General features: G+C 71.2%; 14 protein-coding genes. 6 read left to right on the top strand and 8 right to left on the bottom strand.

Annotated features, from left to right (window positions below):
• The first annotated feature begins 260 nt into the window (after nucleotides 1-260).
• Nucleotides 261-4,484, top strand: a complete 4,224-nt coding sequence (locus ACFC0D_RS13055; RefSeq protein WP_376434196.1) for a molybdopterin-dependent oxidoreductase — start codon at nucleotides 261-263, stop codon at nucleotides 4,482-4,484.
• 24 nt (nucleotides 4,485-4,508) lie between these two features.
• Here the strand turns inward: ACFC0D_RS13055 and ACFC0D_RS13050 are convergent, their stop codons facing one another.
• The 3 genes from ACFC0D_RS13050 to ACFC0D_RS13040 all read right to left on the bottom strand — a co-directional run bounded on the left by ACFC0D_RS13050 (nucleotide 4,509) and on the right by ACFC0D_RS13040 (nucleotide 7,855).
• Nucleotides 4,509-6,470 (bottom strand): ABC transporter permease, encoded by a 1,962-nt coding sequence (locus ACFC0D_RS13050; protein ID WP_376434194.1) that lies wholly within the window; start codon nucleotides 6,468-6,470, stop codon nucleotides 4,509-4,511.
• Nucleotides 6,471-6,566: 96 nt separating this feature from the next.
• On the bottom strand, nucleotides 6,567-7,361 hold the full coding sequence (gene modA, locus ACFC0D_RS13045) for a molybdate ABC transporter substrate-binding protein (RefSeq protein WP_376434192.1): 795 nt from the start codon (nucleotides 7,359-7,361) through the stop codon (nucleotides 6,567-6,569).
• A 98-nt stretch (nucleotides 7,362-7,459) separates the two neighbouring features.
• On the bottom strand, nucleotides 7,460-7,855 hold the full coding sequence (locus ACFC0D_RS13040; protein ID WP_376434190.1) for a molybdopterin-binding protein: 396 nt from the start codon (nucleotides 7,853-7,855) through the stop codon (nucleotides 7,460-7,462).
• 180 nt (nucleotides 7,856-8,035) lie between these two features.
• Between ACFC0D_RS13040 and ACFC0D_RS13035 the strand changes: the two genes are divergently transcribed.
• Nucleotides 8,036-8,455 carry a molybdopterin-binding protein gene (locus ACFC0D_RS13035; RefSeq protein ID WP_376434188.1) on the top strand — a complete coding sequence of 140 codons (420 nt, stop codon included), beginning with the start codon at nucleotides 8,036-8,038 and terminating at the stop codon, nucleotides 8,453-8,455.
• Nucleotides 8,456-8,505: 50 nt separating this feature from the next.
• Here the strand turns inward: ACFC0D_RS13035 and ACFC0D_RS13030 are convergent, their stop codons facing one another.
• From ACFC0D_RS13030 to ACFC0D_RS13020, 3 genes are all read right to left on the bottom strand, one after another.
• Nucleotides 8,506-8,997, bottom strand: coding sequence for a molybdopterin-dependent oxidoreductase (locus ACFC0D_RS13030; RefSeq protein ID WP_376434186.1), 492 nt, complete (start codon nucleotides 8,995-8,997; stop codon nucleotides 8,506-8,508).
• A gap of 83 nt (nucleotides 8,998-9,080) precedes the next feature.
• Nucleotides 9,081-11,939 carry a molybdopterin-dependent oxidoreductase gene (locus ACFC0D_RS13025; protein ID WP_376434184.1) on the bottom strand — a complete coding sequence of 953 codons (2,859 nt, stop codon included), beginning with the start codon at nucleotides 11,937-11,939 and terminating at the stop codon, nucleotides 9,081-9,083.
• The gene (locus ACFC0D_RS13020; protein WP_376434182.1) at nucleotides 11,936-12,760 is read right to left on the bottom strand and encodes an FAD binding domain-containing protein; all 825 of its coding nucleotides are present in this window, start codon (nucleotides 12,758-12,760) and stop codon (nucleotides 11,936-11,938) included. The genes ACFC0D_RS13025 and ACFC0D_RS13020 overlap by 4 nt, the downstream gene beginning before the upstream one ends.
• Before the next feature lie 230 nt (nucleotides 12,761-12,990).
• On the opposite strand from ACFC0D_RS13020, the gene ACFC0D_RS13015 reads away from it, so the two are divergent.
• Nucleotides 12,991-14,520, top strand: coding sequence for a PucR family transcriptional regulator (locus ACFC0D_RS13015; RefSeq protein WP_376434180.1), 1,530 nt, complete (start codon nucleotides 12,991-12,993; stop codon nucleotides 14,518-14,520).
• A gap of 42 nt (nucleotides 14,521-14,562) precedes the next feature.
• On the opposite strand, the gene ACFC0D_RS13010 is transcribed toward ACFC0D_RS13015, so the two are convergent.
• Nucleotides 14,563-15,771 carry an NAD(P)/FAD-dependent oxidoreductase gene (locus tag ACFC0D_RS13010; protein WP_376434178.1) on the bottom strand — a complete coding sequence of 403 codons (1,209 nt, stop codon included), beginning with the start codon at nucleotides 15,769-15,771 and terminating at the stop codon, nucleotides 14,563-14,565.
• A 362-nt stretch (nucleotides 15,772-16,133) separates the two neighbouring features.
• Here ACFC0D_RS13010 and gdhA point away from each other — a divergent pair, with 362 nt between their 5' ends.
• Nucleotides 16,134-17,480 (top strand): NADP-specific glutamate dehydrogenase, encoded by a 1,347-nt coding sequence (gene gdhA / locus ACFC0D_RS13005; protein WP_376434176.1) that lies wholly within the window; start codon nucleotides 16,134-16,136, stop codon nucleotides 17,478-17,480.
• Nucleotides 17,481-17,597: 117 nt separating this feature from the next.
• On the opposite strand, the gene ACFC0D_RS13000 is transcribed toward gdhA, so the two are convergent.
• A complete protein-coding gene (locus tag ACFC0D_RS13000) occupies nucleotides 17,598-19,829 on the bottom strand; it encodes a SpoIIE family protein phosphatase (protein WP_376434174.1) in 2,232 nt (743 codons plus the stop codon).
• A 253-nt stretch (nucleotides 19,830-20,082) separates the two neighbouring features.
• On the opposite strand from ACFC0D_RS13000, the gene ACFC0D_RS12995 reads away from it, so the two are divergent.
• Both ACFC0D_RS12995 and ACFC0D_RS12990 read left to right on the top strand, forming a co-directional pair.
• Entirely contained in the window at nucleotides 20,083-21,294 is a 1,212-nt protein-coding gene (locus tag ACFC0D_RS12995) for a cation:proton antiporter (RefSeq protein ID WP_376434172.1), read from the top strand.
• Between the two features lie 98 nt (nucleotides 21,295-21,392).
• Complete coding sequence (locus ACFC0D_RS12990; RefSeq protein WP_376434170.1) at nucleotides 21,393-21,614, top strand: hypothetical protein; 222 nt, start codon at nucleotides 21,393-21,395, stop codon at nucleotides 21,612-21,614.
• Nucleotides 21,615-21,630: the final 16 nt, after the last annotated feature.

Below are 21,630 nucleotides of genomic sequence, written 5' to 3'. Positions count from 1 at the left end.
GAGGTCGGCCATATCGCGACCGGCCGCCGGTGGCGCTCGCGCCGACGCGTCGGTTCGGCTGTCGCCCGGTGCGGGGACGGGAGGGCCGGCTCACAGTCGCGTGCCGCTTCCGGTGCGGGCGGCGTAACGCCTGGTGGCGCAGCCGGTCACGGTCGGGCAACAGGGGCTTCATAGGGTGGGCGGCGACGGGCTCGACCCGCGCGGGTGGCCGATGGGCTCCGCGCCGGGGCCGTCGAACGACGATCTGAGGGGGCGTTCCTGTGGCGGAGACGACGGCTGTGAACGAGCGGGTGCGGACGGTCTGCTCGTACTGCGGGGTCGGCTGCGGGATCGTGCTGGACATCGCCGAGGGCCCCGACGGCCGACGTACGGTCGTCAAGGCATCCGGCGACAAGGAACATCCGGCCAACGGCGGACGGCTGTGCACCAAGGGCGCCACCCACGCCGACATGCTGGCCGCCCCGGGCCGGCTGACCACCGCGCGGATCCGCGCCGACCGGGGCGCCGAGCCCGAGGCCGTGGACGTCGACACGGCCGTCACCAGGACCGCCCGGGGCCTTCGCGCGATCCTCGACGAACACGGCCCCGACGCACTGGCGCTCTACGTCTCCGGTCAGATGTCGCTGGAGGCTCAGTACCTGGCCAACAAGCTGGCCAAGGGGTTCATCCGTACCAACCGGATCGAGTCCAACTCCCGGCTCTGCATGGCGAGCGCGGGAACCGGCTACAAGCTGTCGCTCGGCGCCGACGGGCCGCCCGGCTCGTACGAGGACTTCGACCGGGCCGACGTCTTCCTCGTCATCGGCGCCAATATGGCCGACTGTCATCCGATCCTCTTCCTGAGGATGATGGACCGGGTCAAAGCCGGTGGCGCCAAGCTGATCGTGGTCGATCCCCGGCGCAACGCCACCGCGGACAAGGCCGACCTGTTCCTGCAGATCCGTCCGGGCACCGACCTGGCTCTGCTCAACGGCCTGCTGCACCTGCTGGTCGAAGGCGGCTGGACCGATCCGGACTTCATCGCCGAGTACACCGAGGGCTGGGAGGAGATGCCCGGCTTCCTCGCGGACCACCCGCCCGCGAAGGTCGCCGAGATCACGGGCATTCCGGAGGCCGACATCCGGCGGGCCGCCCGGCTGATCGGCGAAGCCGGCGAGTGGATGAGCTGCTGGACCATGGGCCTCAACCAGTCCACCCACGGAACCTGGAACACGAACGCCCTGGTCAACCTCCACCTGGCGACCGGCGCGATCTGCCGACCCGGCAGCGGCCCGTTCTCCCTCACGGGCCAGCCGAACGCCATGGGCGGCCGCGAGATGGGATACATGGGGCCGGGCCTGCCAGGACAGCGCTCGGTGCTGGTCGAGGAGGAACGCCGCTTCGTCGAGGACCTCTGGGGAGTGCCGGAGGGCACCCTGCGCACCGACGTCGGCCGCGGCACGGTCGAGATGTTCGAGAAAATGGTGGCCGGCGAGATCAAGGCGTGCTGGATCATCTGTACGAATCCGGTGGCCTCGGTCGCCAACCGGCGCACCGTGATCGAGGCGCTGGAGACGGCCGAACTGGTCATCACCCAGGACGTGTTCGCCGAGACGGAGACCAACGCCTACGCCGACATCTCGCTACCCGCCACCCTCTGGGCGGAGTCCGACGGGGTGATGATCAACTCCGAGCGGAACCTCACCCTCGTCCAGGAAGCCGTCGACCCACCCGGGCAGGCGCTGCCGGACTGGCAGCTCATCGCCCGTGTCGCCTGTGAGATGGGCTTCGCCGACGCGTTCACGTACGCGTCCGCGGAGGAGGTGTTCGAGGAGCTCCGGCGGGCATGGAACCCGAAGACCGGATGGGATCTGCGGGGCGTCACCTACGCGCGGCTGCGCGGCGCTCCGGTGCAGTGGCCCGCGGCGACCGTGGACGGTCCTGAGCGCAACCCGATCCGCTACGTGAACGACGGCGTCAGCACGCCCCTGGTCGAGCGCCCGGACGGCAGCCGGCCCCGCCTGGTCTTCCCGACCGCGTCCGGGCGGGCGTCGTTCTTCGCCCGCCCGCATCTGCCGGCCGCCGAACTCCCGGACGACGACTACCCCTTCGTCCTCAACACCGGTCGGCTGCAGCACCAGTGGCACACCCTGACCCGGACCGGAAAGGTCGCGAAACTCAACAAGCTCAACCCCGGCCCCTTCGTCGAACTCCATCCGCAGGACGCCACCGCGCTCGGCATCGTGGACGGCGACGGCGTCGAGGTGGCCTCGCGGCGTGGCCGGGCGGTGCTGCCCGCGGTCGTCACCGACAGGGTCCGGCCCGGCGACTGCTTCGCGCCGTTCCACTGGAACGACCTGTTCGGGGAGTACCTCAGCGTCAACGCCGTCACCAACGACGCCGTCGACCCGCTCTCCTTCCAGCCCGAGTTCAAGGTCTGCGCGGTGACCCTCACCAAGACGACGGCACCGCGCCCCGTACCGGGTCCGGCCGCCGCCCAGCCGGTCACCGGCAGTCTGCGGGGCGCCGCGACCGAAGGGCACGCGCCAGGGACTCTGCCGGCCCTGGCGCACACGGAGCAGGCTTCGACTGCCTCGCCGGTGGCCGCCATCGCCGACCTGCTCGGTCTGACCGACCTGACTCCTCCGGACCTCACGGACCACGAGCGCCGCTACCTGGCCGGATTCCTCGCCGGAGTCGCCGCCGCCCCGCCCGGGACGGCCGTGCCGACGCTCCCCGCCGACGCCCCGTTCGAGGCGCCGAACGCACTCTGGGTCGAGGGCCTGCTGGCAGGTACGTTCTCCCGGTCTCCGAAGCCGTCGACGATGCTGCCGGCGGCGCGGCCGGGGGATCCGGTGCCGAGCACCGCCGCGAGCGAGCACACGCGGCAGATCGTCGTCCTCTGGGCGTCCCAGACGGGCAACGCGGAGGCGTACGCCACCACCATCGGCACGCGCCTGGCCGACGCCGGCCGTCCGGTGGCCGTGCACAGCATGGCGGACCGGACTCCCGCGGCCCTGTCGTCCGGCACGGACGTGCTGGTGGTCACCAGCACGTTCGGAGACGGTGACGCCCCGGACAACGGGTCCGGCTTCTGGCAGGCACTGAGCGCCACCGACGCGACCCCCTTGCAGGACGTCCGGTACGCGGTGCTCGCCTTCGGCGACTCCGCCTACGACGACTTCTGCGGCCACGGCCGCCGCCTCGACGAGCGCCTCGCCGATCTCGGAGCCGTACGACTCCTGCCACGCGTCGACTGCGAGCCGGACTACGACGAGCCCGCGGGACAGTGGCTGGACCGCGTGATCCCCGCCCTCGCCACCCCCACAGAGCCGACGGTCACGGCGTCGGTCGCCGTCGGGGAGCGGACGGTTCCCTCGCCGCAGCCGAGCAAGGCCGCCCCGTACCTCGCCCGGTTGTCCGGCAACCAGCTGCTCAGCCTGCCCGGAGCGGGCAAGGAGATCCGCCGGTTCACCTTCGACCTCGGCGAGAGCGGGGTGGAGTACGAGGCGGGCGACGCCCTCGGCATATGGCCGGTCAACTGTCCGGAGCTGGTGGCGGAGTGGCTTGCCGTCACCGGTCTCTCCCCGGACGCCGAGGTCGTTCTGTCGGGCTCGGAACCGATGCCGTTCGCGCAGGCGCTCCACCGCCACCTGGACATCACGCGCATCACGGCCGACCTGCTGCGCCTGGCCACCGAGCGCACCGGCGCCCGCCTGCTCAGGCAGTTGACGCGGCCGGACAACAAGGACGGCCTCGCGCAGTGGACCTGGGGCCGGCAGGCCGTCGACGTCGTCGCCGAGTTCCCGGTCCGGCTCAGCGCCCAGGAGTGGACGGAGCGGCTCAAGCGGCTGCAACCGCGGCTCTACTCGATCTCCTCGAGCCCCCTCGCCACCCCGCGCGAGGTCGGCCTGACCGTTTCCGTGCTGCGCTACGAGGGCCCGTCGGGCCGCCGGCGCAAGGGAGTCGCGTCGACCTTCCTCGCGGATGCCGAAGCCGGCGGCGAGGTGCCGCTGTTCGTCCAGCGCTCGGCGCAGTTCCGCCCTCCGGCGGACCCGGGCACCCCCGCGATCATGGTCGGTCCGGGCACCGGCATAGCCCCCTTCATGGGATTCCTTGAGCAGCGCCGAGCCCTCGGACACCACGGCGGCAACTGGCTCTTCTTCGGTGAACAGCACCGGGCCACCGACTTCTACTACCGGCAGGAGCTGGAGGAGTTCCACCGGCAGGGCACGCTGAGCCGCCTCGATCTGGCCTTCTCCCGCGACCAGCGGGCCAAGATCTACGTCCAGGACAGGATGCGCGAGCACGGTGCTCAGCTGTGGTCCTGGCTCCAGGAGGGCGCTCACTTCTACGTCTGCGGCGACGCGAGCCGGATGGCCAAGGACGTCGACCGCGCGCTGCGCGAGATCGCCATGACCCAGGGCGGGCTCAGCGAGGACGAGGCCGCCGTGTATGTGAAGCAGCTCGCCGCCGACCAGCGCTACGGCCGTGACGTGTACTGACACCGGCCGGTGGGCGCCCGCCCGTCAGAGGGCCACGGCGGTCACTTCGGTCGCCTTGACGCTGGTCCACACGGCCGTGCCGTCGGCGAGGCCGAGTTCGGCGGCCGCCTGGGGGGTGATCTCGGCGACGAGGTCGGGGGCCTCGTCGGAGGTGATCAGTACCCGGAGCCGGCTGCCCGACGAGGTGATCTCCCGTACGGTGCCGGGCCAGACGTTGCGCGGGCTTCCGCCGGGCCTGTCGCGGTGCACGGACACGGCCTCGGGCGCGATGATCGCCAGCACGTCGCTGCCCGCGGGCAGCGCTTCCGCGATCACCAGCCGCCCCCCGCCCGCGAGTTCGAGGCCGTCCGCGGTAGCCGTGCCGGGCCAGGCGTTCCGCCCCAGCATCCGGGCCACCCACGGTGAGCGGGGGTGGCGCGTGACCTCGGCGGGCGAGGCGTCCTGGAGGGTCCGTCCGTCGTCGAGCACGAGGACCCGGTCGGCGAGGGAGACGGCCTCGACGGGGTCATGGGTGACGATCAGACAGACGCCGCCGAAGCCGTCGAGATGCCGGCGGAGGGTGTGCCGGACATGGGCGCGGGTGGTCTGGTCGAGGGCCGCGAGCGGTTCGTCGAGGAGCAGCAGCCGGGGGCGGGCGGCGAGCGCCCGGGCGAGCGCGACGCGCTGTGCCTGGCCGCCGGAGAGCTGAGCCGGCCGGCGGCGCGCGAGATGGCCGACGCCCAGCCGGTCGAGCCACTGCTGTGCCTCGCGGCGCGCCTCGGCGCGGGAGACGCCGTGGGCGCGCAGGCCGTACGCGGTGTTGGCGAGAGCCGTCAGGTGAGGGAAGAGGGCGCCGTCCTGGGGGACCCAGGCGACTCCCCGACGGTGCGGCGGTCGCGCGGTGACGTCGGTGTCGCCGAGGCGGACGGTGGCGTGGGCGCGGGGGGTGAGGCCGAGGAGGGCGCGCAGGAGCGTCGTCTTGCCCGCGCCGTTGGCGCCGACGACGGCGATCGTCGTGCCCGGCTCGGCGTCCAGGGTCAGTTCGGTGAAGCCGGTGACCTCGGCGCGAAGGCGCCAACGGTCCTGCGTCGCCGGTGGTTCGGGCTCGGCGGGCGGCGTCGCGGTGACCGGGTCCGGCTCGTCCGCCGCGGGGGTGGCACGGTGGGCGCGGTCGCTCGGCGTTCCGGTCCAGCGGCCGCGCAGCGCGATGAGGACGAGCATGGCGATGACGAGCAGCAGGAGCGAGACGGACGTCGCGGCCTCCGGCTCCTCCTGAAGCAGCAGATAGACCTGGAGGGGCAGGGTCTGGGTGGTGCCGGGGAGATTGCCGGCGAAGGTGATCGTGGCGCCGAACTCGCCCAGCGCCCGCGCCCAGGTGAGGGCGGCGCCCGCGATCAGCCCCGGTGCCACCATGGGCATCGTCACGGTGAAGAACACGCGCAGCGGCGACGCACCCAGCGAGGCGGCTGTCTCCTCGTAACGGGGACGGAGTCCGCCGAGCGCTCCTTCGAGGCTGATGACGAGGAAGGGCATGGCCACGAAGGTCGCGGCGAGCACCGCGCCGGAGGTGTGGAACGGCAGGGTGATGCCGAACGTGTTCTCCAGCCAGGGGCCGAGCAGCCCGCGCCTGCCGAACGCCAGCAGCAGGGCGACACCGCCGACGGTGGGCGGCAGGACCATCGGCAGCAGGACGAGGGAACGGACGAAGGCCTTGCCAGGGAAGTCCACCCGGGCCAGCAGCCAGGCCAACGGCACACCGAGGACCAGGGACAGACCGAGGGCCCAGAGCGAGACCACGAGCGAAAGCCGCAGCGCCTGGGTGGTGCCCGGGCTGGTCAGATGCGAGCCGAGCTCGCCCCAGGAGGTCCGGGCGAGGATCCCGATCAGGGGGAGCAGCAGGAACGCGACGGCCAGCAGCGCGGGGATCGCCAGGGCGAGCGGTGCGCGGGCCCGCGTGGCACGCGGCCTCTCCGCCGACGTCGGCGGGCGGGTGCGGAGGCGCTTCATCGAGGGTTCCCGTGCTCGGAGGAGGGGGCGCAGAGCCGTACCGGGGCTGCCCGGCCCCCCGGCCCCGGGCAGCCCCAGTAGGCGGGCATGGTGCGGTTACGGCTGCTGGAAGCCGGCGTCCTGGAGGATCTTCTGCGCCTCGGGCGTGCTCAGCCAGGCGACGAACGCGGCGGCGGCCTCGGAGTTCTTCGACGCCTTGAGCGTGGCGGCGGGGTACTCGGCGATCGCGTTCTGGGCGTCGGGGATCTCGACGGCGTCGACCTTGTCGGCGGACTTCTCGGCGTCGGTCTTGTAGACCAGGCCGGCGTCGGCCTCGCCCAGCTCGACCTTGCTCAGGACGGCCCGGACGTTGGGCTCCTGGGAGACCGGCTTCACCGTGATCTTCTGGGCGTCCAGGATCTTCTTGCTGTAGCGGCCGGCCGGGACCTCGGGCGCGGCGAGCACGACCTTCAGCCGGGTGTCGCCGAGGTCCTTCAGCTCGTCGACCTTCTTCGGGTTGCCTTCGACGGTCGCGATCACCAGACGGTTCTTGGCGATGACGGTGGGCGTGCCCGTGTCGGCCTTCAGCCCGTCCATCGTCTTGGTGTCGGCGGTGACCAGCGCGTCGGCGGGGGCGCCCTGCTTGACCTGGGCGGCCAGCTCCTGCGAGCCGGCGAAGGAGAAGGTCACCTTGGTGCCGGGGTGCGCCTTCTCGTAGGCGGCGCCCGCGGTCTTGAAGACGTCGGTCAGGGAGGCGGCGGCCAGGACCGTCAGGTCGGCCTTCGGGGCGCCGGACCCGGTGGCCTTGGCGCCGGAGTCCTTGGTGTCGTTGCCGCAGGCGGCCAGCGGTACGAGCAGGGCGGCCGTCAGGACGGCAGCGGCGGCGCGGCGTCTCGTGAACGTGAGAGACATGAGGGTGGTTCTCCTGGGGCTGTGGTCGGCATGAGCCGTCCGGGCGAATGGTGGTGAGCCGCGCCCGTGACGGTGGCGCCGCTTGTATGCGTGAGGGGTCAGGTGCGGTCGATGTGCACGCTGGTCGACTTCACGCGGGCGGTGGCCTGCATGCCGACTTCGAGTCCCAGCTCCTCGACGGCCTCCCTGGTCAACAGGGACACCAGTCGATGGGGACCCGCCTGGATCTCCACCTGCGCGGCGACGTCACCGAGCTTGACCGCGGTGACGATGCCGGGGAAGGCGTTGCGGGCGGAGGTGTACGAGGCGTCCTCGTCGCCGCTTCCGCCCTGGCCGACCTCGATGGAGAAGGCGGCCAGATCACGGCCGTCGATGAGGCGACGCCCGCTCTCGTCGCGATGGGTCGCGACCCGGCCGGCGTCGGCCCAGCGGCGGGCGGTGTCGGGGCTGACGCCGAGCAGACGCGCCGCCTGTCCGATGGTGTAGGACTGCATAAGCGCCACCGTAGGAGCCTGAGCCTCTCAAATGCAACTGATTCGTGGATTCCTCACGGCAGATGCCAACCCGGTTGGAGAAAGGGCCAAGCCTGCGGCGAGATGAACGACGCGTGGGACTACAGTGCTGCACAGAGTGTGATCAAGCCGACTTGTCAGAGCAGAGTGGGGCATCACTTCATGAGTCTCAGCATTCGCAATCAGCTGCCCGGCACCGTCACGTCGGTCACCACCGGCGAAGCCATGGCGACCGTCAAGATCCGCCTCGACGGTGGTCAGAACATCACCGCCGCCATCACGGCCGACGCCGTCAAGGATCTCCGTCTCGGTGAGGGCGCGGCGGTGCGCATCCTGGTGAAGTCCACCGAGGTGGCTCTGGCCACCGGACCCGTGGACGGGCTCAGCATCCGCAATCAGCTGCCCGGCACGGTGAGCGAGGTGTCGACCGGTGGCGCGATGGCAGGCGTCAAGGTGGACGTCGAAGGAGGCACTCTCACCGCGGCCATCACCAAGGACGCCGTCGCGGACCTCGGCCTCGTGGCCGGCACCTCGGTCGTGGCGCTCGTCAAGGCCACCGAGATCTCGCTCGCCGGCGCCTGACGCGCCCTCGGCGGATCCGGTGCCCGCGCGTGCGGGGGCACGGCTGCCTCTCAGGGCCCGGCGTGCGGCACGCGGCACGTGCCGATCCAGACGCTGGTGACGGCGCTGATGTAACGGGCGCCGCAGTGGTCGGTGGGGACGACGAGCTGGCAGCCCGCCTCGTCGAGCTCGGTCCCGTCCATGCGGGTGGCGAGCAGGATCGGACCGTTCCCGAAATCGGTGTCGAACTCCGCCCACGAGAGCACCGCGTGGTGTCCGTCCCCGCCGGTGAACGCCACCAGGAACCGGGCGCGCTCCTTGCGCCGGCGGGGGTCGAAGGACGGCGTCACCGCTTCCATCACCTCCCGCAGGAGCGGGCCACGGAACCGGTGCTCCTGCGGGCCGCTGGTCGCGCAGTCGAACGTCACCGTCGCCTCGTGCTGACCCCAGCGGCGCCGCAGGTCCGCGACGCTCAGGGTGAGGGGGCGGGCCACCTCCCCGTGGATGGTGAAACGGCCCGCGCGTACGGGGTCGGTTCGGGGCGGCGCGGTGAGGCTGCTCATGGGGTTCCCCTTCAGGCAGTCGGTGCGGCGGCTGACGCCAGTGATACCCGCCCCGTCCTTCGGAAACCACATGTGCACCAGATTCAGGGCCTATCGCCTCGCTTTTGTGAGCAAGGTACGAAGAGCTCCTTTGCCTGTTCCGGTCCTTCGTCCGATGCGTGCGGCGTGACCCCGTGCGCCCGGTGCCGGTCGAGCGCGAGCCAGACGCGGTCGCGGGTGACGGGCAGCTCGGTGAACCGGATGCCGGTGGCGTCCCGAAGTGCGTTGGCGAAGGCGGGGGCGACCGGGTTGAACGGGCTCTCGCTCATCGACTTGGCCCCGAGCGGGCCGATCGCGTCGCTCGTCTCCATGAAGTGGACCTCGGTGCGTGGCACATCGGCGTACTGGGGGAGCCGGTAGCGGCGGAACGCGGCCGTCGTCACCTCGCCGCGCTCGTCCACCCGCACCGTCTCGAAGAGCGTCGCCCCGAGCGCCTGGGCGACGCCGCCCTCGACCTGACCACGGCACTGCATCGGGTTCATGACCTTGCCCGCGTCCGCCGCGTGCACGCTGCGCAGGATCCTCATCTCGCCGGTGTCCGGGTCGACCGCGAGCCGGAACCACTGCGCGTTGAAGGCGACCGAGCGCGGCGAGCCGCCCCAGTGGCCGTCCGCCGCCAGCTCGTCCAGCCTGCCCTTGTCGTACGCGGCCTCGTACAGCTCCTTCAGGGTGACGATCCGGCCCGCGCAGTCGAAGGCCTCGGCCTCCAGCCTGCACAGGTGCCGGGCCACGCCCGTGTGCCGGGCCGCGAACGTCCGCAGACGCTCCGCGAGCGAATCGGCCGCCAGCATCACGGCCTTGCCCGCCACCACCGTGCCGGCCGAACCGAACGCTCCGGTGTCGTGGCGGACGACGTCCGTGTCCGACTGGCGGACCGCGATCCGGTCGACCGTGGTGTTCAGCGCGCCCGCGGTGATCTGCTTGTGGACGGTGGTCGTGCCGTTGCCGAACTCCGCCGTGCCCACCGCGATGTCGTACGTGCCGTCGCGCAGCAGGCTGACCCGGGCGTCGGCGAAGTGGCCGCCCGGCGGGCCGGTCGCGATCATCGCGACCGCCGTGCCCGTCCCGGTGAGCCAGCCCTCGGGGACGTCCTCGTGGCTGCGGTCCTCGGCGATCGCCCTGCGGACGACGTCCATGCACTGCTTCATCCCGTACGAGGCGATGAAGAGGTCCTCCTCGTGGCCGATCGGGGTCACCATGGAGTCGCCGGGGCCGATCACGTTCTTCTCGCGCAGGACGAGCGGGTCCATGCCGAGCCGGACGGCGAGTTCGTCCATCACCGATTCGAGGGCGAAGAGGACCTGGCCCAGGCCGTAGCCGCGGAAGGCGCCCGCCGGTACACCGTTGGTGTAGACCGAGTACGCCTCCACCTCCTTGTTCGGCGCCTTGTAGACGGCGAACGACTCGCCGACGCTGTGGAACATGACGGCCGGCCCGTGGTTGCCGTACGCGCCGGTGTTGGAGACCACGCGGATGCGCAGCGCGGTGAGGGTGCCGTCGGCCCTGGCACCGATCTTGACGGTGATCTTGAAGGGGTGGCGGGTGGTGGCACCGTAGAACTGCTCGGCCCGGGTGAACTCGAGCTTCACAGGCCGCCGCAGCTTCAGGGCGGCGAGGACCACGATGTCCTCGGTGAGCATCTCCTGTTTGCCGCCGAACCCGCCGCCCACGCGGCCCGCGACGACACGGACCTCGTCCTCTCCCAGGTCGTAGAGGGCGCACAGCGCCCGCCGGGTCAGGAACGGCGCCTGGGTGGAGGAGCGGACGGTGATGCGCTCGCCGTCGCCGTCCTCCTTGGGCTCGAAATACGCGACGCTGCCGTGGGTCTCCAGACTGGCGTGCTGCACGCGCTGGGTCCGGAAGGTCTGCTCGTGGACGACGTCCGCCTCCGCGAACCCCTCCTCCATGTCGCCGATCGTGCCGTGCACCTCGCCGCACACGTTGTTCCCGGGGCGGGCGATGCGCGACTCGGGGCCCTTGGGGTGGAGGACGGGGGCGCCCGGGAGCATGGCCTCCTCCGGGTCGATCACGTACGGCAGTTCCTCGTACGTGACGACCACGCGGCGGCAGCCCTCCTCGGCCGCCTGCTCGCTGTCGGCGACGACGGCCGCCACGCGCTGGCCGACGAAACGGACCACGTCGTCCAGGACGCGGGTGTCCTCCGGATCCTCGGTGGGGTGCTCGTGGCGGGCGCTGGAGTACAGCCGGTCCGGGGCGTCGTGGTGGGTGAGGACCGCGTGGACACCCGGCACGCGCAGGGCGTCGGAGGTGTCGATGGAGACGATCCGGGCGTGCGGGTGCGGGGAGCGCAGCAGCTTCATGTGGAGCAGCCCGGGGACCTCGACGTCGAAGGTGTAACGGGCGGTGCCGGTGACGACGAGGGGCCCGGCGGGGGCGCCCAGGCTCCTGCCGACGGCCTTGCCCGCGCAGGGGCGTTCGGTGTGCTTGACGCCCCGCACCGCGTCCTCGACGGCCCGGTACCCGGTGCAGCGGCAGATGTTGCCCTTGAAGGCGCGCGGTAGATCGTCCAGCTTGCCGTCGTCGTGCCCCGTGCCCCGCTCCGCCTCCAGCGCTGCCGTGGTCATCAGGAAGCCCGCCGTGCAGAAGCCGCACTGGAACCCCTGCGCGTCGAGGAACTTCTGCTGCACGGGGTGGAGTTCCCCGTCCGGGGAGGCCAGACCCTCGACGGTGGTGACCGACCGGCCCTCGGCGCGTACCGCCGGATACAGACAGCTGTGCACGGGCTCGCCGTCCACATGCACGGTGCAGGCACCGCAGTCCCCGGCGTCGCAGCCCTTCTTCACCCCGAACCAGCCCCGCTCGCGCAGATACGTACGCAGGCACTGGCCGGCACGCGGCTCGTTCTCGAAGAGTTCCTGGTTGACCTGGATACGGAAGCTCATCGTGCGGACTCCTGGGTGAGTTCGCGGCGGATCTCCTCCGCGAAGCGAAGGGTCATGTGCCGCCGCCACTGGGGCAGCCCGTGGATGTCGTCGAACCACTCGTGATCGGCCACGGCCGAGTCGATCGAGCCCCGGAGGGCGTCCGCCGTCGGTGGGAGCGGGAACCAGAAGCGGAAGGGCCTGGTCGTGGCCGCGGTGACGGTGACGGCCAGCGACCCGTCCCGCGGGTCGAGCGCGCCGATGACCAGGGCGCCTGAGCGTCCCAGACCGTAGAGCGACGCCTGGCGGAAGGCCGTCCGACAGCTCAGGCCGGCGGCCGGAATCGTGATCGACCGCAGCAGTTCGCCCTCGGCGAGGTCCTTGCGCCCCGCGCCCGTGACGAAGTCCGCCACCTTCCTGCGGCGCAGCGAACCACCCTGGCCGAGCAGCAGGCATTCGCCGTCGAGGGCCGCCGTCAGCGAGATCATCGGTCCGGCGGGCAGTCCGTTGCACAGGTTCCCGCCGACGGTCGCCATGTTCCAGATCTTGAACGAGGCGAGGAACGCCCGGCACGACTGCTCGACGAGGAGCGCCGCGGAGGCCGGGAGCGTACGGGCGTAGCGGTAAAGCCGCGCGACCGTGCAGGTGGCCGCGATCTCCAGCGACCCGTCCGGATGCCGTACGAGCGGTTCCCAGCCCATGCGGCTCAGGTCGATCAGCCGACGGATGTGCGGCTGCGGCTCCGAGAAGAGATAGGTCCCACCGCCGAGCCAGGCGTCCCCCGGCCGCCAGGTCTCGCGACGGCGAGCGTCGCGTACGTCGAGCACCGTGTTCAGATCCATGTCTCCCCATGCCCTTTCGGCCACTTGCCTTCCGTCAGTGAAACCCGCGCGGCGGGGCGCAAACGACTGGTTGCGCACACGGAATGCACCATCGGGCCAGGGCAGGGATTGGTTGATCAACCAAGAGGCGTTTTCCTGGATAGCCTTAGCATTTACGATGCAGGAACACATTCTTGCCTTGTTAATGTGAGGCACATGGATCGACCTGGGGTCGCGCAGGGAGGCAGCGCATGCACGTCGGACACCTCCTCCAACTGGACAGCCTTCGCCTCGCCCTGGTCTGGGGTGACGAAGGCCTTCTCGGTCACGAGATCAGCGGAGTGACAGCCACCGATCTGGAGGACCCCACCCGCTTCCTCCAGCCGGGCGAGATCGTCCTGAGCGGGCTGGTGTGGTGGAACCCGGACGACAGCCGCGCAAGGACCGACCGGTTCGTCGCCGCGCTCCGCTCCGCCGGCGCCGCCGCGCTCCTGGCCGGCGAGGAGACGCACGGCACGGTCCCCGCCGATCTCGTCGCCGCCTGCGAGGCGCACCGCATACCGCTGCTCGCGGTGCCGTCGCAGACGACGTTCCGTGCGGTGACCGAGGCCGTCTACCTGCGGCAGTGGGGAGACCTCAGCCGCCGCCCCACCCTCCATCACGCCCTCCCGGAGAACGTCCGCAACGACCTGAGCCGAGTGCTCGAACGCGGGCCCACACCGGCAGAGCTCCTCGACCGGGCCTTCGCGCACCTCGGAACACCTCCCTGCCATCTGCTGACCAGCAGCGGCCGGACCGTCGCACGGACCGCGTCCGCCCCCGAACTGACGGCCCACCAGGCCGCGAGCAGCCTCCACGACACGACGGGCACGACCCTGCGGGCCGGGACGGGCGGCACACCGTTCGACGCCTGGCACCTCTACCTCCCTGCCGAGGCGACGACACCGCCGCGCGTCCTGCACGAGATCGCCGAGGTCATGGCCCAGTACCGGGACCACCACGACCGCCGGAGGAGGGCGGAACGAGAGGCCGCCGACGCACTCGTCGGCCTGATCGACACCCCCGCGCCCGACGCCACCGCCGTGGACGGTGCGCTCCGCGCCTGCGGCCTACCGTCTCGGGACACGCGATACCGCGTGGTCGTCGCCTCGATGGACGACGCCGACGGCAGCGCGACCGCGGCCGACGCGCTCACCGAGGCACTGAGTCACCTCGCGCCCGTCTTCGCGGTCGGCACCGCGCCCGGTGGCGAAGCCATCGGCGTACTCGAAGCCACCGCGGACGACGGGACGAGCAGCCGACTGGCGGACATCTGGCCCCTCCTGGCCGGCTGCCATCCGCAGGGGGCGACCGCTCTGCGTGCCGGCTTCAGCGCACCCGTACCGCACGCCGACGGCCTACGACGAGCCCTGGAACAGGCGCGCTACGCGTCGGCCGCCGCCAGGTCGGGAGGAGCGGGGGAGGCGCGGGTGAGGGGGGTGGAGGAACTGGACACCGTCGAGGCACTGCTGGCCGGGGTCCCCGCAGACGTCAAGGCCGTGTACAGCACCAAGACCCTGGGCCCGCTTCTGGACGGTGCCGGTGCCTCCCACCGCGTCCTCCTGGAGACCCTGGAGGTGTTCCTCGGCCTCAACTGCTCCTGGGCACGGACCGCCGAGACCCTCAACCTGCACGTGAACACGGTCCACTACCGGATCCAGCGCATCGAGGCCCTCACCGGACGCGACCTCTCCCGACTCGACCACAAACTCGATCTGCGCGCCGCGCTCCTGTGCCGCTGACCGCCGGTGTCGGGCGAGGTCCGGCGCACGCGGTGAGGCGGCTCAGCCCGCCGCGGGTGTCAGGGCCGGGTCGGAGAAGAACTCCGAGGGAGTGGTCACCCCGGCGACCACCCGGGCGAAGCCGTCCATGGTCTCCTGCTGTTGCGCGATGGCGCCGAACACCTGCTGCATCTCCGGAGTCGGCGGATCGAGGCAGGCGAAGTCGGCGGTGAACTCGTACATCTCCCGTACGCGCTCGTCGCGAGCCTCCTGGTAGTTCCGCATGGCCTCCTCGAAGGGGCGCTGTCCGGTGAGGGCCTCATCGACGGCCCGGGCGCACAGTTCCGCGTCCTGGAAGGCGTCCTGGATGCCCTGAGCGGTGATGAAGTCCTTGAGGTAGCCGGCGTCCCCCACCAGGACCCAGCCCGGTCCGTACGGTGTGCGGAAGTAGTTCGGGACCGCGGTCCCGACGAAGCGTTCCACTCGGGTGGCCGACGCGATCCGTTCGGCCAGGGTGGGAGCCAGCGCGACGGTGGCCAGGTACTCGCCCTCCGAGTCGGTCCGGTTCGCCTCGAACTCGCGCATGGGCCAGCCGCAGATGAGCAGGGTCAGACCGTCGTTGGTGGGCCAGCCCGCGAAGCCCCGGTCGGGCCGCAGGAACGCCTCGAACCTGTCGAAGCCGAGCCCCGACCAATAGGTGTAGTAGCTGGCCTGCAGCTTCGGTTTCTCGGCGTAGGAGGCGGCTCCGACGGTCCGCGCGACGAACGAGTGGGCGCCGTCCGCGCCGATCACCACCCGGGCGTGCTCCGTCACCCGGGGGCTGTCGTGCTCGCGTCCCCGGATCCCCGTCACGGTACTGCCCGCGCTCTCACCCCCGTTCACCAGCTCCTCGACGGAGAACCCCTCGCGCACCTCGGCGCCCGCCGCCACGGCGGCATCCACGAGGATCTTGTCCAGGATCGTGCGGCGCGGCGCGTACGAGCCGGAGAAACCGCACCCGGCCGGGGAACCGGCCAGGATGACCGGCCCGAGGTCGAAGGAGTACGTGGTGATCATCGGCAGATCGCCGGCGGTCACCCGGCTCAGGAGGCCCCAGCGGTCCAGCGCCGCCAGGCCCGGCGGATGGATCAGGTGCGTGGAGACGGTGTCGCTCGGGAAATGGGCCCGGTCCAGCAGGAGGACCCGGTGGCCCTGTCGTGCCAGCAGCATCGCGGTCGGCGCACCGGCGCAGCGCGCTCCGACCACGATGGCGTCGTAGGTCTTGTGGGGCATGGCGTCACCTGTTGGTTGCTGTACTTCCACGCTATCCCCGGGCCCCGGCCGGCGCGTCCGGAAGGTGGACGACCCGGCAAAGTCCCAGGTCAGCCATCGGACGTCACCGGCATCAGCCGCGCGGTACGGAGGGGGAGGATCCCCGTGCGGGACGAGCGGGGCGCGGGGTGGGACCGCCCCGTACGAGGTGCCTTCCGGCCCGTCCAGGGGGCTGCTTCGTCCAGCCGCCGCGACACCGCGCGCTGTCCGGGCGGTGGACCGGATCGCGGATCGTCCCAACACCCGCGCGGGCTAAGGTCCGACGAGAACTGTGTGACGTCGCCCCCGGGCAACGGAACTTTCGGAGAAAGCGAGACACAGGCATGAACGTCAGCGCACATATGGAAGCCGTCTACACGGAAGTCTGCCGGCGCAACCCCGGCGAGGCGGAGTTCCACCAGGCGGCGGCCGAGGTCCTCGAGTCCCTCGCACCCGCGATCGAGCGACACCCCGAGTACGTCGACACCGGCCTCCTGGAGCGGCTCTGCGAGCCCGAGCGGCAGTTGATGTTCCGGGTGCCCTGGGTCGACGACCAGGGCGCCGTGCGGGTGAACCGGGGCTTCCGGGTGGAGTTCAACAGCGCACTCGGCCCGTACAAGGGAGGACTGCGCTTCCACCCGAGCGTCAACCTGGGCATCGTGAAGTTCCTCGGCTTCGAGCAGATCTTCAAGAACGCGTTGACGGGCATGGCGATCGGCGGCGGCAAGGGCGGCTCCGACTTCGACCCGAAGGGCCGTTCGGACGGCGAGATCATGCGGTTCTGCCAGTCGTTCATGACCGAGCTGTACCGGCATCTGGGGGAGCACACCGATGTGCCCGCCGGGGACATCGGCGTGGGCGGGCGGGAGATCGGCTACCTCTTCGGCCAGTACAAGCGGATCACCAACCGTTACGAGTCCGGTGTCCTCACCGGGAAGCCGGTCGGCTGGGGCGGCTCCCACGTCCGTACCGAGGCCACCGGCTACGGCGCGGTGTACTTCGCCCAGGAGATGCTCGCCACCCGCGGCCACGGCTTCGACGGGCGCAGGGTGGTGGTCTCCGGATCGGGGAACGTGGCCGTGTACGCGGCGGAGAAGGTGCAGGCTCTGGGCGGCCGGGTGGTGGCCTGCAGCGACTCCTCCGGGTACCTCGTCGACGAGGAAGGCATCGACCTGGAGCTGCTGAAGGACGTCAAGGAAGTGCGCCGCGCCCGGATCTCCGCCTACGCGGAGGCGAAGCCGACCGCGCGCTTCACGGCCCGCGGCACGGTGTACGACGTCCCGTGCGACATCGCCCTTCCCTGCGCGACCCAGAACGAGCTCGGCCGCGACGACGCCGTGGCCCTGGTCAAGAACGGGGTGCTCGCCGTCGCCGAGGGCGCGAACATGCCCTGTACCCCCGAGGCGGTGAAGATGTTCCGCGAGGCCGGGGTCCTCTTCGGGCCCGGGAAGGCCGCCAACGCGGGCGGTGTGGCCACCTCGGCGCTCGAGATGCAGCAGAACGCGTCCCGCGACAGCTGGACCTTCGAGCAGACCGAGTCCAGGCTCGCCACGGTCATGCGCGACGTCCACACCCAGTGCCGCGCCACCGCCGAGGCGTACGGCGGCAACTCCGAGGACTACGTGCTCGGCGCCAACGTGGCCGGTTTCCTGAGGGTGGCTCAGGCCATGACGGCCCAGGGCATCATCTGACGGCAGCGCTCCCTGGACGGTCCGCACGTGGATGGTCCGAACCTGGACGGTCCGAACGTGGACGGTCCGCACGTGGACAGCCCGCTTCCCGCGCCGCCCGGCGCGCGGGGCGGGCTGTCAGACGTGGCTCCCGGCGTCCACCGCGGCCGGGAGGGCCTGTTCCGCCCAGATGACCTTTCCCTCGCGGTTGTGCCGCGCGCCCCAGCGCTCCGCGAGCTGGGCGACCAGGAACAGGCCGCGCCCGCCCTCGTCGAAGGTCCGCGCTCGGCGCAGGTGCGGAGCGGTACTGCTGGCGTCGGAGACCTCGCAGGTGAGCGTGGACTGGAGGATCAGCCGCAGTTGGATCGGGCTCTTGCCGTAGCGGATCGCGTTCGTCACCAGTTCGCTGACGATGAGCTCCGTGGCGAAGGTCAGCTCCTCCAGCCCCCAGGCGGTCAGCCTTTCGGTGACAAGGCCACGGGCTTCGGACACGGCCGCCGGGTCCGACGGGACGTCCAGCGTGGCCACATGGCCGGGGTCGAGCGCTCGGGTTCGCGCCACCAGGAGGGCGACGTCGTCGGGAGGACGGCTGGGCAACAGCGTGGCCAGCACTCGGTCGCAGATCTCGTCCGGCGACTCCACGAAGTCCACGGGCTCCACGGATTCCGCGGTCCTCGCCGGCTCCGACGCCTCGGTGAGGATGTCGCACAGCATCGTGCGCGCGGTGTCCACGTCACGCGTTCGGCTCTCGACGAGGCCGTCGGTGTACAGAGCCAGCAGACTGCCCTCCGGCAGTTCGAACTGGACGGTCTCGAAGGGGAGCCCGCCCAGGCCCAGGGGCGGGCCGATCGGCAGCTCCGGGAAGTCGAGGACACGGGAGGCCGGGGCGTCACCGTCGGCGGCCGGGGTCACCACGACCGGTAGCGCATGCCCGGCGCTGGCCAGGGAGCACAGCCGGGAGACGGGGTCGTAGACCGCGTACAGGCAGGTGGCGCTGGTCTCGCCCGCGTCCGACGCCTCCTCGCGCTGCATGCGGATGACCACGTCGTCCAGATGCGTGAGCAGTTCGTCGGGCATCAGGTCGATGTCGGCGAAGGCGCTGACGGCCGTCCGCAGGCGCCCCATGGTGGCGGCGGCGTGGAGGCCGCGGCCGACGACGTCGCCCACGACGAGGGCGACGCGGGCTCCCGACAGCGGAATGACGTCGTACCAGTCACCGCCCACGCCCGCGCGCGATCCACTGGGCAGGTAGCGGGCGGCCATCTCGACGGCCGACTGCTCCACCGCGCGCTGTGGCAGCAGGCTGCGCTGGAGGGTGAGAGCGGTCGAATGCTCCTGGGTGTAAAGGCGGGCGTTGTCGATGTACACCGCCGCCCTGGAGGCGATCTCCTGAGCCAGGAGGAGATCGTCGTCGTCGAAGGGGGCCACGGTGCGATGGCGGAAGAACTCGGCCAGGCCGAGGGTGTGTCCGCGCGCGTGCAGGGGCACGAGCAGCACCGAGTGGAAGCCATGGGCGCGCAAGGCGTGTCGCTGCTCCTCGGACGGCGCCAGCCACACGGGGACGTCGGAGGCCGTGATGCGGTGCAGGAGGGACTGCCTGTCGGCCATCGCGCGAGCCGGATGCGATCCCACCGGGTAGGCGTGCATGGCACCTGTGGCGACCGCGGAGTCCGGGCAGCCGTCGAGGACGGACCGCTGGGCGATGCGGCACAGCACCGGCGCGTCCGGTGACGGATGAGCGGCCTCGTCGCGGAGAACGGAGTCGAGCAGGTCCACGGTGACGAGGTCGGCGAAGTCCTCGGCTCCGACGTCCGCCAGTTCCTGGCATGTACGGGCGGTGTCGAGCGTGGTCCCGATCCGGATGCTCGCCTCGTTGGTCAGGATGAGCCGTCGCTGGAGCAGCCGGTCTCGCTCCTCCTGGTAGGTGACGACGACGTGCTCGGAGCCGAGGTCGACGTACGCGAAACCCAAGGCCATCAGTCTGATCCACGCGGCGTCGATCAGCTCCCAGTCGTCGGTGAGACCGGCGGCCGTGTCGTGCGCCAGCTGCAACAGGGCGACATGGCCGAGCCGGTAGGCGCGCAGGAGCTTGCTGACCGGCACCCCGCTCCGGGCGAACCTGCGAGCGACCTCCACGGTGGTGGCAGGTGTGCCGGCCCGGGCCACGTCGAGGCCGTTCTCCAGGACGTCCAGAAAGGCGGTGACGTGCCCGGCCGTTTCCTCGAGGGCCATGGAGGAGAGGTCCTCGTACTCCCACAGCTCGGGAAGCTCGCTGCGCATACGCCGCACCAGTACGTCGGCCGACTGGTGCACCCGTGGCCTGAGCTCTTGAGCCAGACGACGAAGAAATACATCGACATCTGTCGCCATACCGGAAAACGTACCGAAGGACCGGGGCACGCGCCCCTCAGGAGATCTTGGCGGTTCCGCATCGACAGGCATGTGAAATCGAATCCCATTCGAGATCGAGTCCCGCGGTGGCGCGGCGGGGCGTCGCGGAGGGTCGGGGGTGCCGTCGGCCGCCGGTCGGGGGTGGGACGGGTCCTCGTCGGCGTGCTCGCACGGGTCGGAGGGGCTTCCCGCCCTACGCTGCGTCTGTCCGAGGGCCCCTTCGAAAGCGCGGATGCTGTTGATCGCCGTCACCGTCATCGCGGGCATTCTGTTCACCTGGTGCGTCCTGTCGCACCGGCTCGCGCGATGGAGCATCACCGCGCCGATCGCCATGATGGTGGCGGGCATCGCCCTCACCAGCGGCTCGGACCCGCCGCTCGTCTTCGACTTCGGCGACATGGCGGGCTTCGAGCACGCGGTGGAGGTCGTCCTCGCCCTGCTCCTCTTCGTCGACGCGACCGAGGTTCCCGAGGGAGTCATCCGCCGGGAGAGGAGCGTCGTCGCCCGACTCCTGGGCGTCGCGCTGCCGCTCACCCTGGGCGCCGCCTTCCTGACCGCGCTCGCCTTCTTCCCCCACCAGCCCGGATGGGTTCTGGCGGCGCTCGCCACCGTCGTCGTTCCCCTCGATCTGGCGCCCACCGCGGCCGTGGTGCGGGACAAGCGCATCCCGGCCCGCCTGCGGGAGGTGCTCAACGTGGAGGGCGGCCTGAACGACGGGATCATCTCGCCGGTGTTCCTGCTCTGCGTCGCCGCCGCCGTCGAGTCCCACACGGCGAGCGACGACTACGCCGAGGCCGTCGTCGACGCCATCGGATCGGCGGGCTGGGCCATCGGGGCCGGATCCCTCGTCGGCTACCTGGCCGGATGGGTGCTGCGCCGGTCCTGGGCGAGGGGCTGGACGCAGCCCGCCGCGACGAGGCTCGCGGTGCTGAGCGTGCCCATCGCCGCGTACACCCTCTCCTCGTCCCTGGACGGCAACGGTTTCGTCGCCTCCTTCGTGGCCGGGGTCTGCATGGCACCCGCGATGAGGAATCTGCCGAAGGACGCCGTGGCGATGACCGACGATCTGGTCACCTTGCTGACGCTCGCCCTGTGGTTCCTCTTCGGCCAGATCGTCAACGACCAGTTCTGGGACGGCTTCCATCTCTCCGTCATCCTCTACGGTCTCCTCGCCGTCACCCTTGTGCGGATGGTGCCCGTGATGCTCGCGCTGATCGGTACGGATCTGTCCCTGACCGACAGGCTCTTCCTGGGATGGATGGGGCCCAGAGGTGTGACCTCGGTGGTCTTCGGTCTCCTCGCCGCGATCCAGCTGCCCGCCGCCGGTGGCGGTGACTTCATCTCCCGGGTGATGGTGATCACCGTCATGGTCAGCATCGTGCTGCACGGCGTGAGCGCCGAGCCCCTCGGCAGGCTCTACGCCCGCCGGCGCACCTCGCCGTGAGCCGGCGGGTCTTGGGAACCTGCGGCCGTCGTCGAGCGTCATACGGGGCGAGGGCGATCATCGCCGACGCATGCACCACTCACGGAAGAGAGCCGCCCATGCAGTCGAGTGAAGACACCACCTTCGAGACCAGCCTCCCCGACGGCCGTCGCATGACCCTGTCCCTGCCTCCGCTCGACGCCCCCTGGGCCACCGGCGGCGTCGGCGGCCTGCGTCCCGTCCGTGCCATGTACGAGGGGCGCGGCGAGGAGCCGCACGACCTGCCTTCCGTTCCGGACATGCGTGCGCTGAACCTCGCCGTCCTCGGCATGGGAGCCTGAGCCCGCGGGCGGTCAG

It is taken from the genome of Streptomyces sp. NPDC056222, from assembly GCF_042264065.1.
Taxonomy (GTDB): domain Bacteria; phylum Actinomycetota; class Actinomycetes; order Streptomycetales; family Streptomycetaceae; genus Streptomyces.
The sequence above is the reverse complement of the archived record's forward strand: the minus strand, read 5'-3'. Positions and strand labels throughout refer to the sequence as shown.

Bases quoted from the DNA above. Each gene is read 5' to 3' on its own strand.
- ACFC0D_RS13035 (WP_376434188.1), top strand. From the start codon at position 8,036: ATGAGTCTCAGCATTCGCAATCAGCTGCCCGGCACCGTCACGTCGGTC.
- ACFC0D_RS13020 (WP_376434182.1), bottom strand. From the start codon at position 12,760: ATGGATCTGAACACGGTGCTCGACGTACGCGACGCTCGCCGTCGCGAG.
- ACFC0D_RS13030 (WP_376434186.1), bottom strand. From the start codon at position 8,997: ATGAGCAGCCTCACCGCGCCGCCCCGAACCGACCCCGTACGCGCGGGC.
- ACFC0D_RS13010 (WP_376434178.1), bottom strand. From the start codon at position 15,771: ATGCCCCACAAGACCTACGACGCCATCGTGGTCGGAGCGCGCTGCGCC.
- ACFC0D_RS12990 (WP_376434170.1), top strand. From the start codon at position 21,393: ATGCAGTCGAGTGAAGACACCACCTTCGAGACCAGCCTCCCCGACGGC.
- ACFC0D_RS13015 (WP_376434180.1), top strand. From the start codon at position 12,991: ATGCACGTCGGACACCTCCTCCAACTGGACAGCCTTCGCCTCGCCCTG.
- ACFC0D_RS13025 (WP_376434184.1), bottom strand. From the start codon at position 11,939: ATGAGCTTCCGTATCCAGGTCAACCAGGAACTCTTCGAGAACGAGCCG.
- gdhA (WP_376434176.1), top strand. From the start codon at position 16,134: ATGAACGTCAGCGCACATATGGAAGCCGTCTACACGGAAGTCTGCCGG.
- ACFC0D_RS12995 (WP_376434172.1), top strand. From the start codon at position 20,083: ATGCTGTTGATCGCCGTCACCGTCATCGCGGGCATTCTGTTCACCTGG.
- modA (WP_376434192.1), bottom strand. From the start codon at position 7,361: ATGTCTCTCACGTTCACGAGACGCCGCGCCGCCGCTGCCGTCCTGACG.
- ACFC0D_RS13040 (WP_376434190.1), bottom strand. From the start codon at position 7,855: ATGCAGTCCTACACCATCGGACAGGCGGCGCGTCTGCTCGGCGTCAGC.
- ACFC0D_RS13050 (WP_376434194.1), bottom strand. From the start codon at position 6,470: ATGAAGCGCCTCCGCACCCGCCCGCCGACGTCGGCGGAGAGGCCGCGT.
- ACFC0D_RS13000 (WP_376434174.1), bottom strand. From the start codon at position 19,829: ATGGCGACAGATGTCGATGTATTTCTTCGTCGTCTGGCTCAAGAGCTC.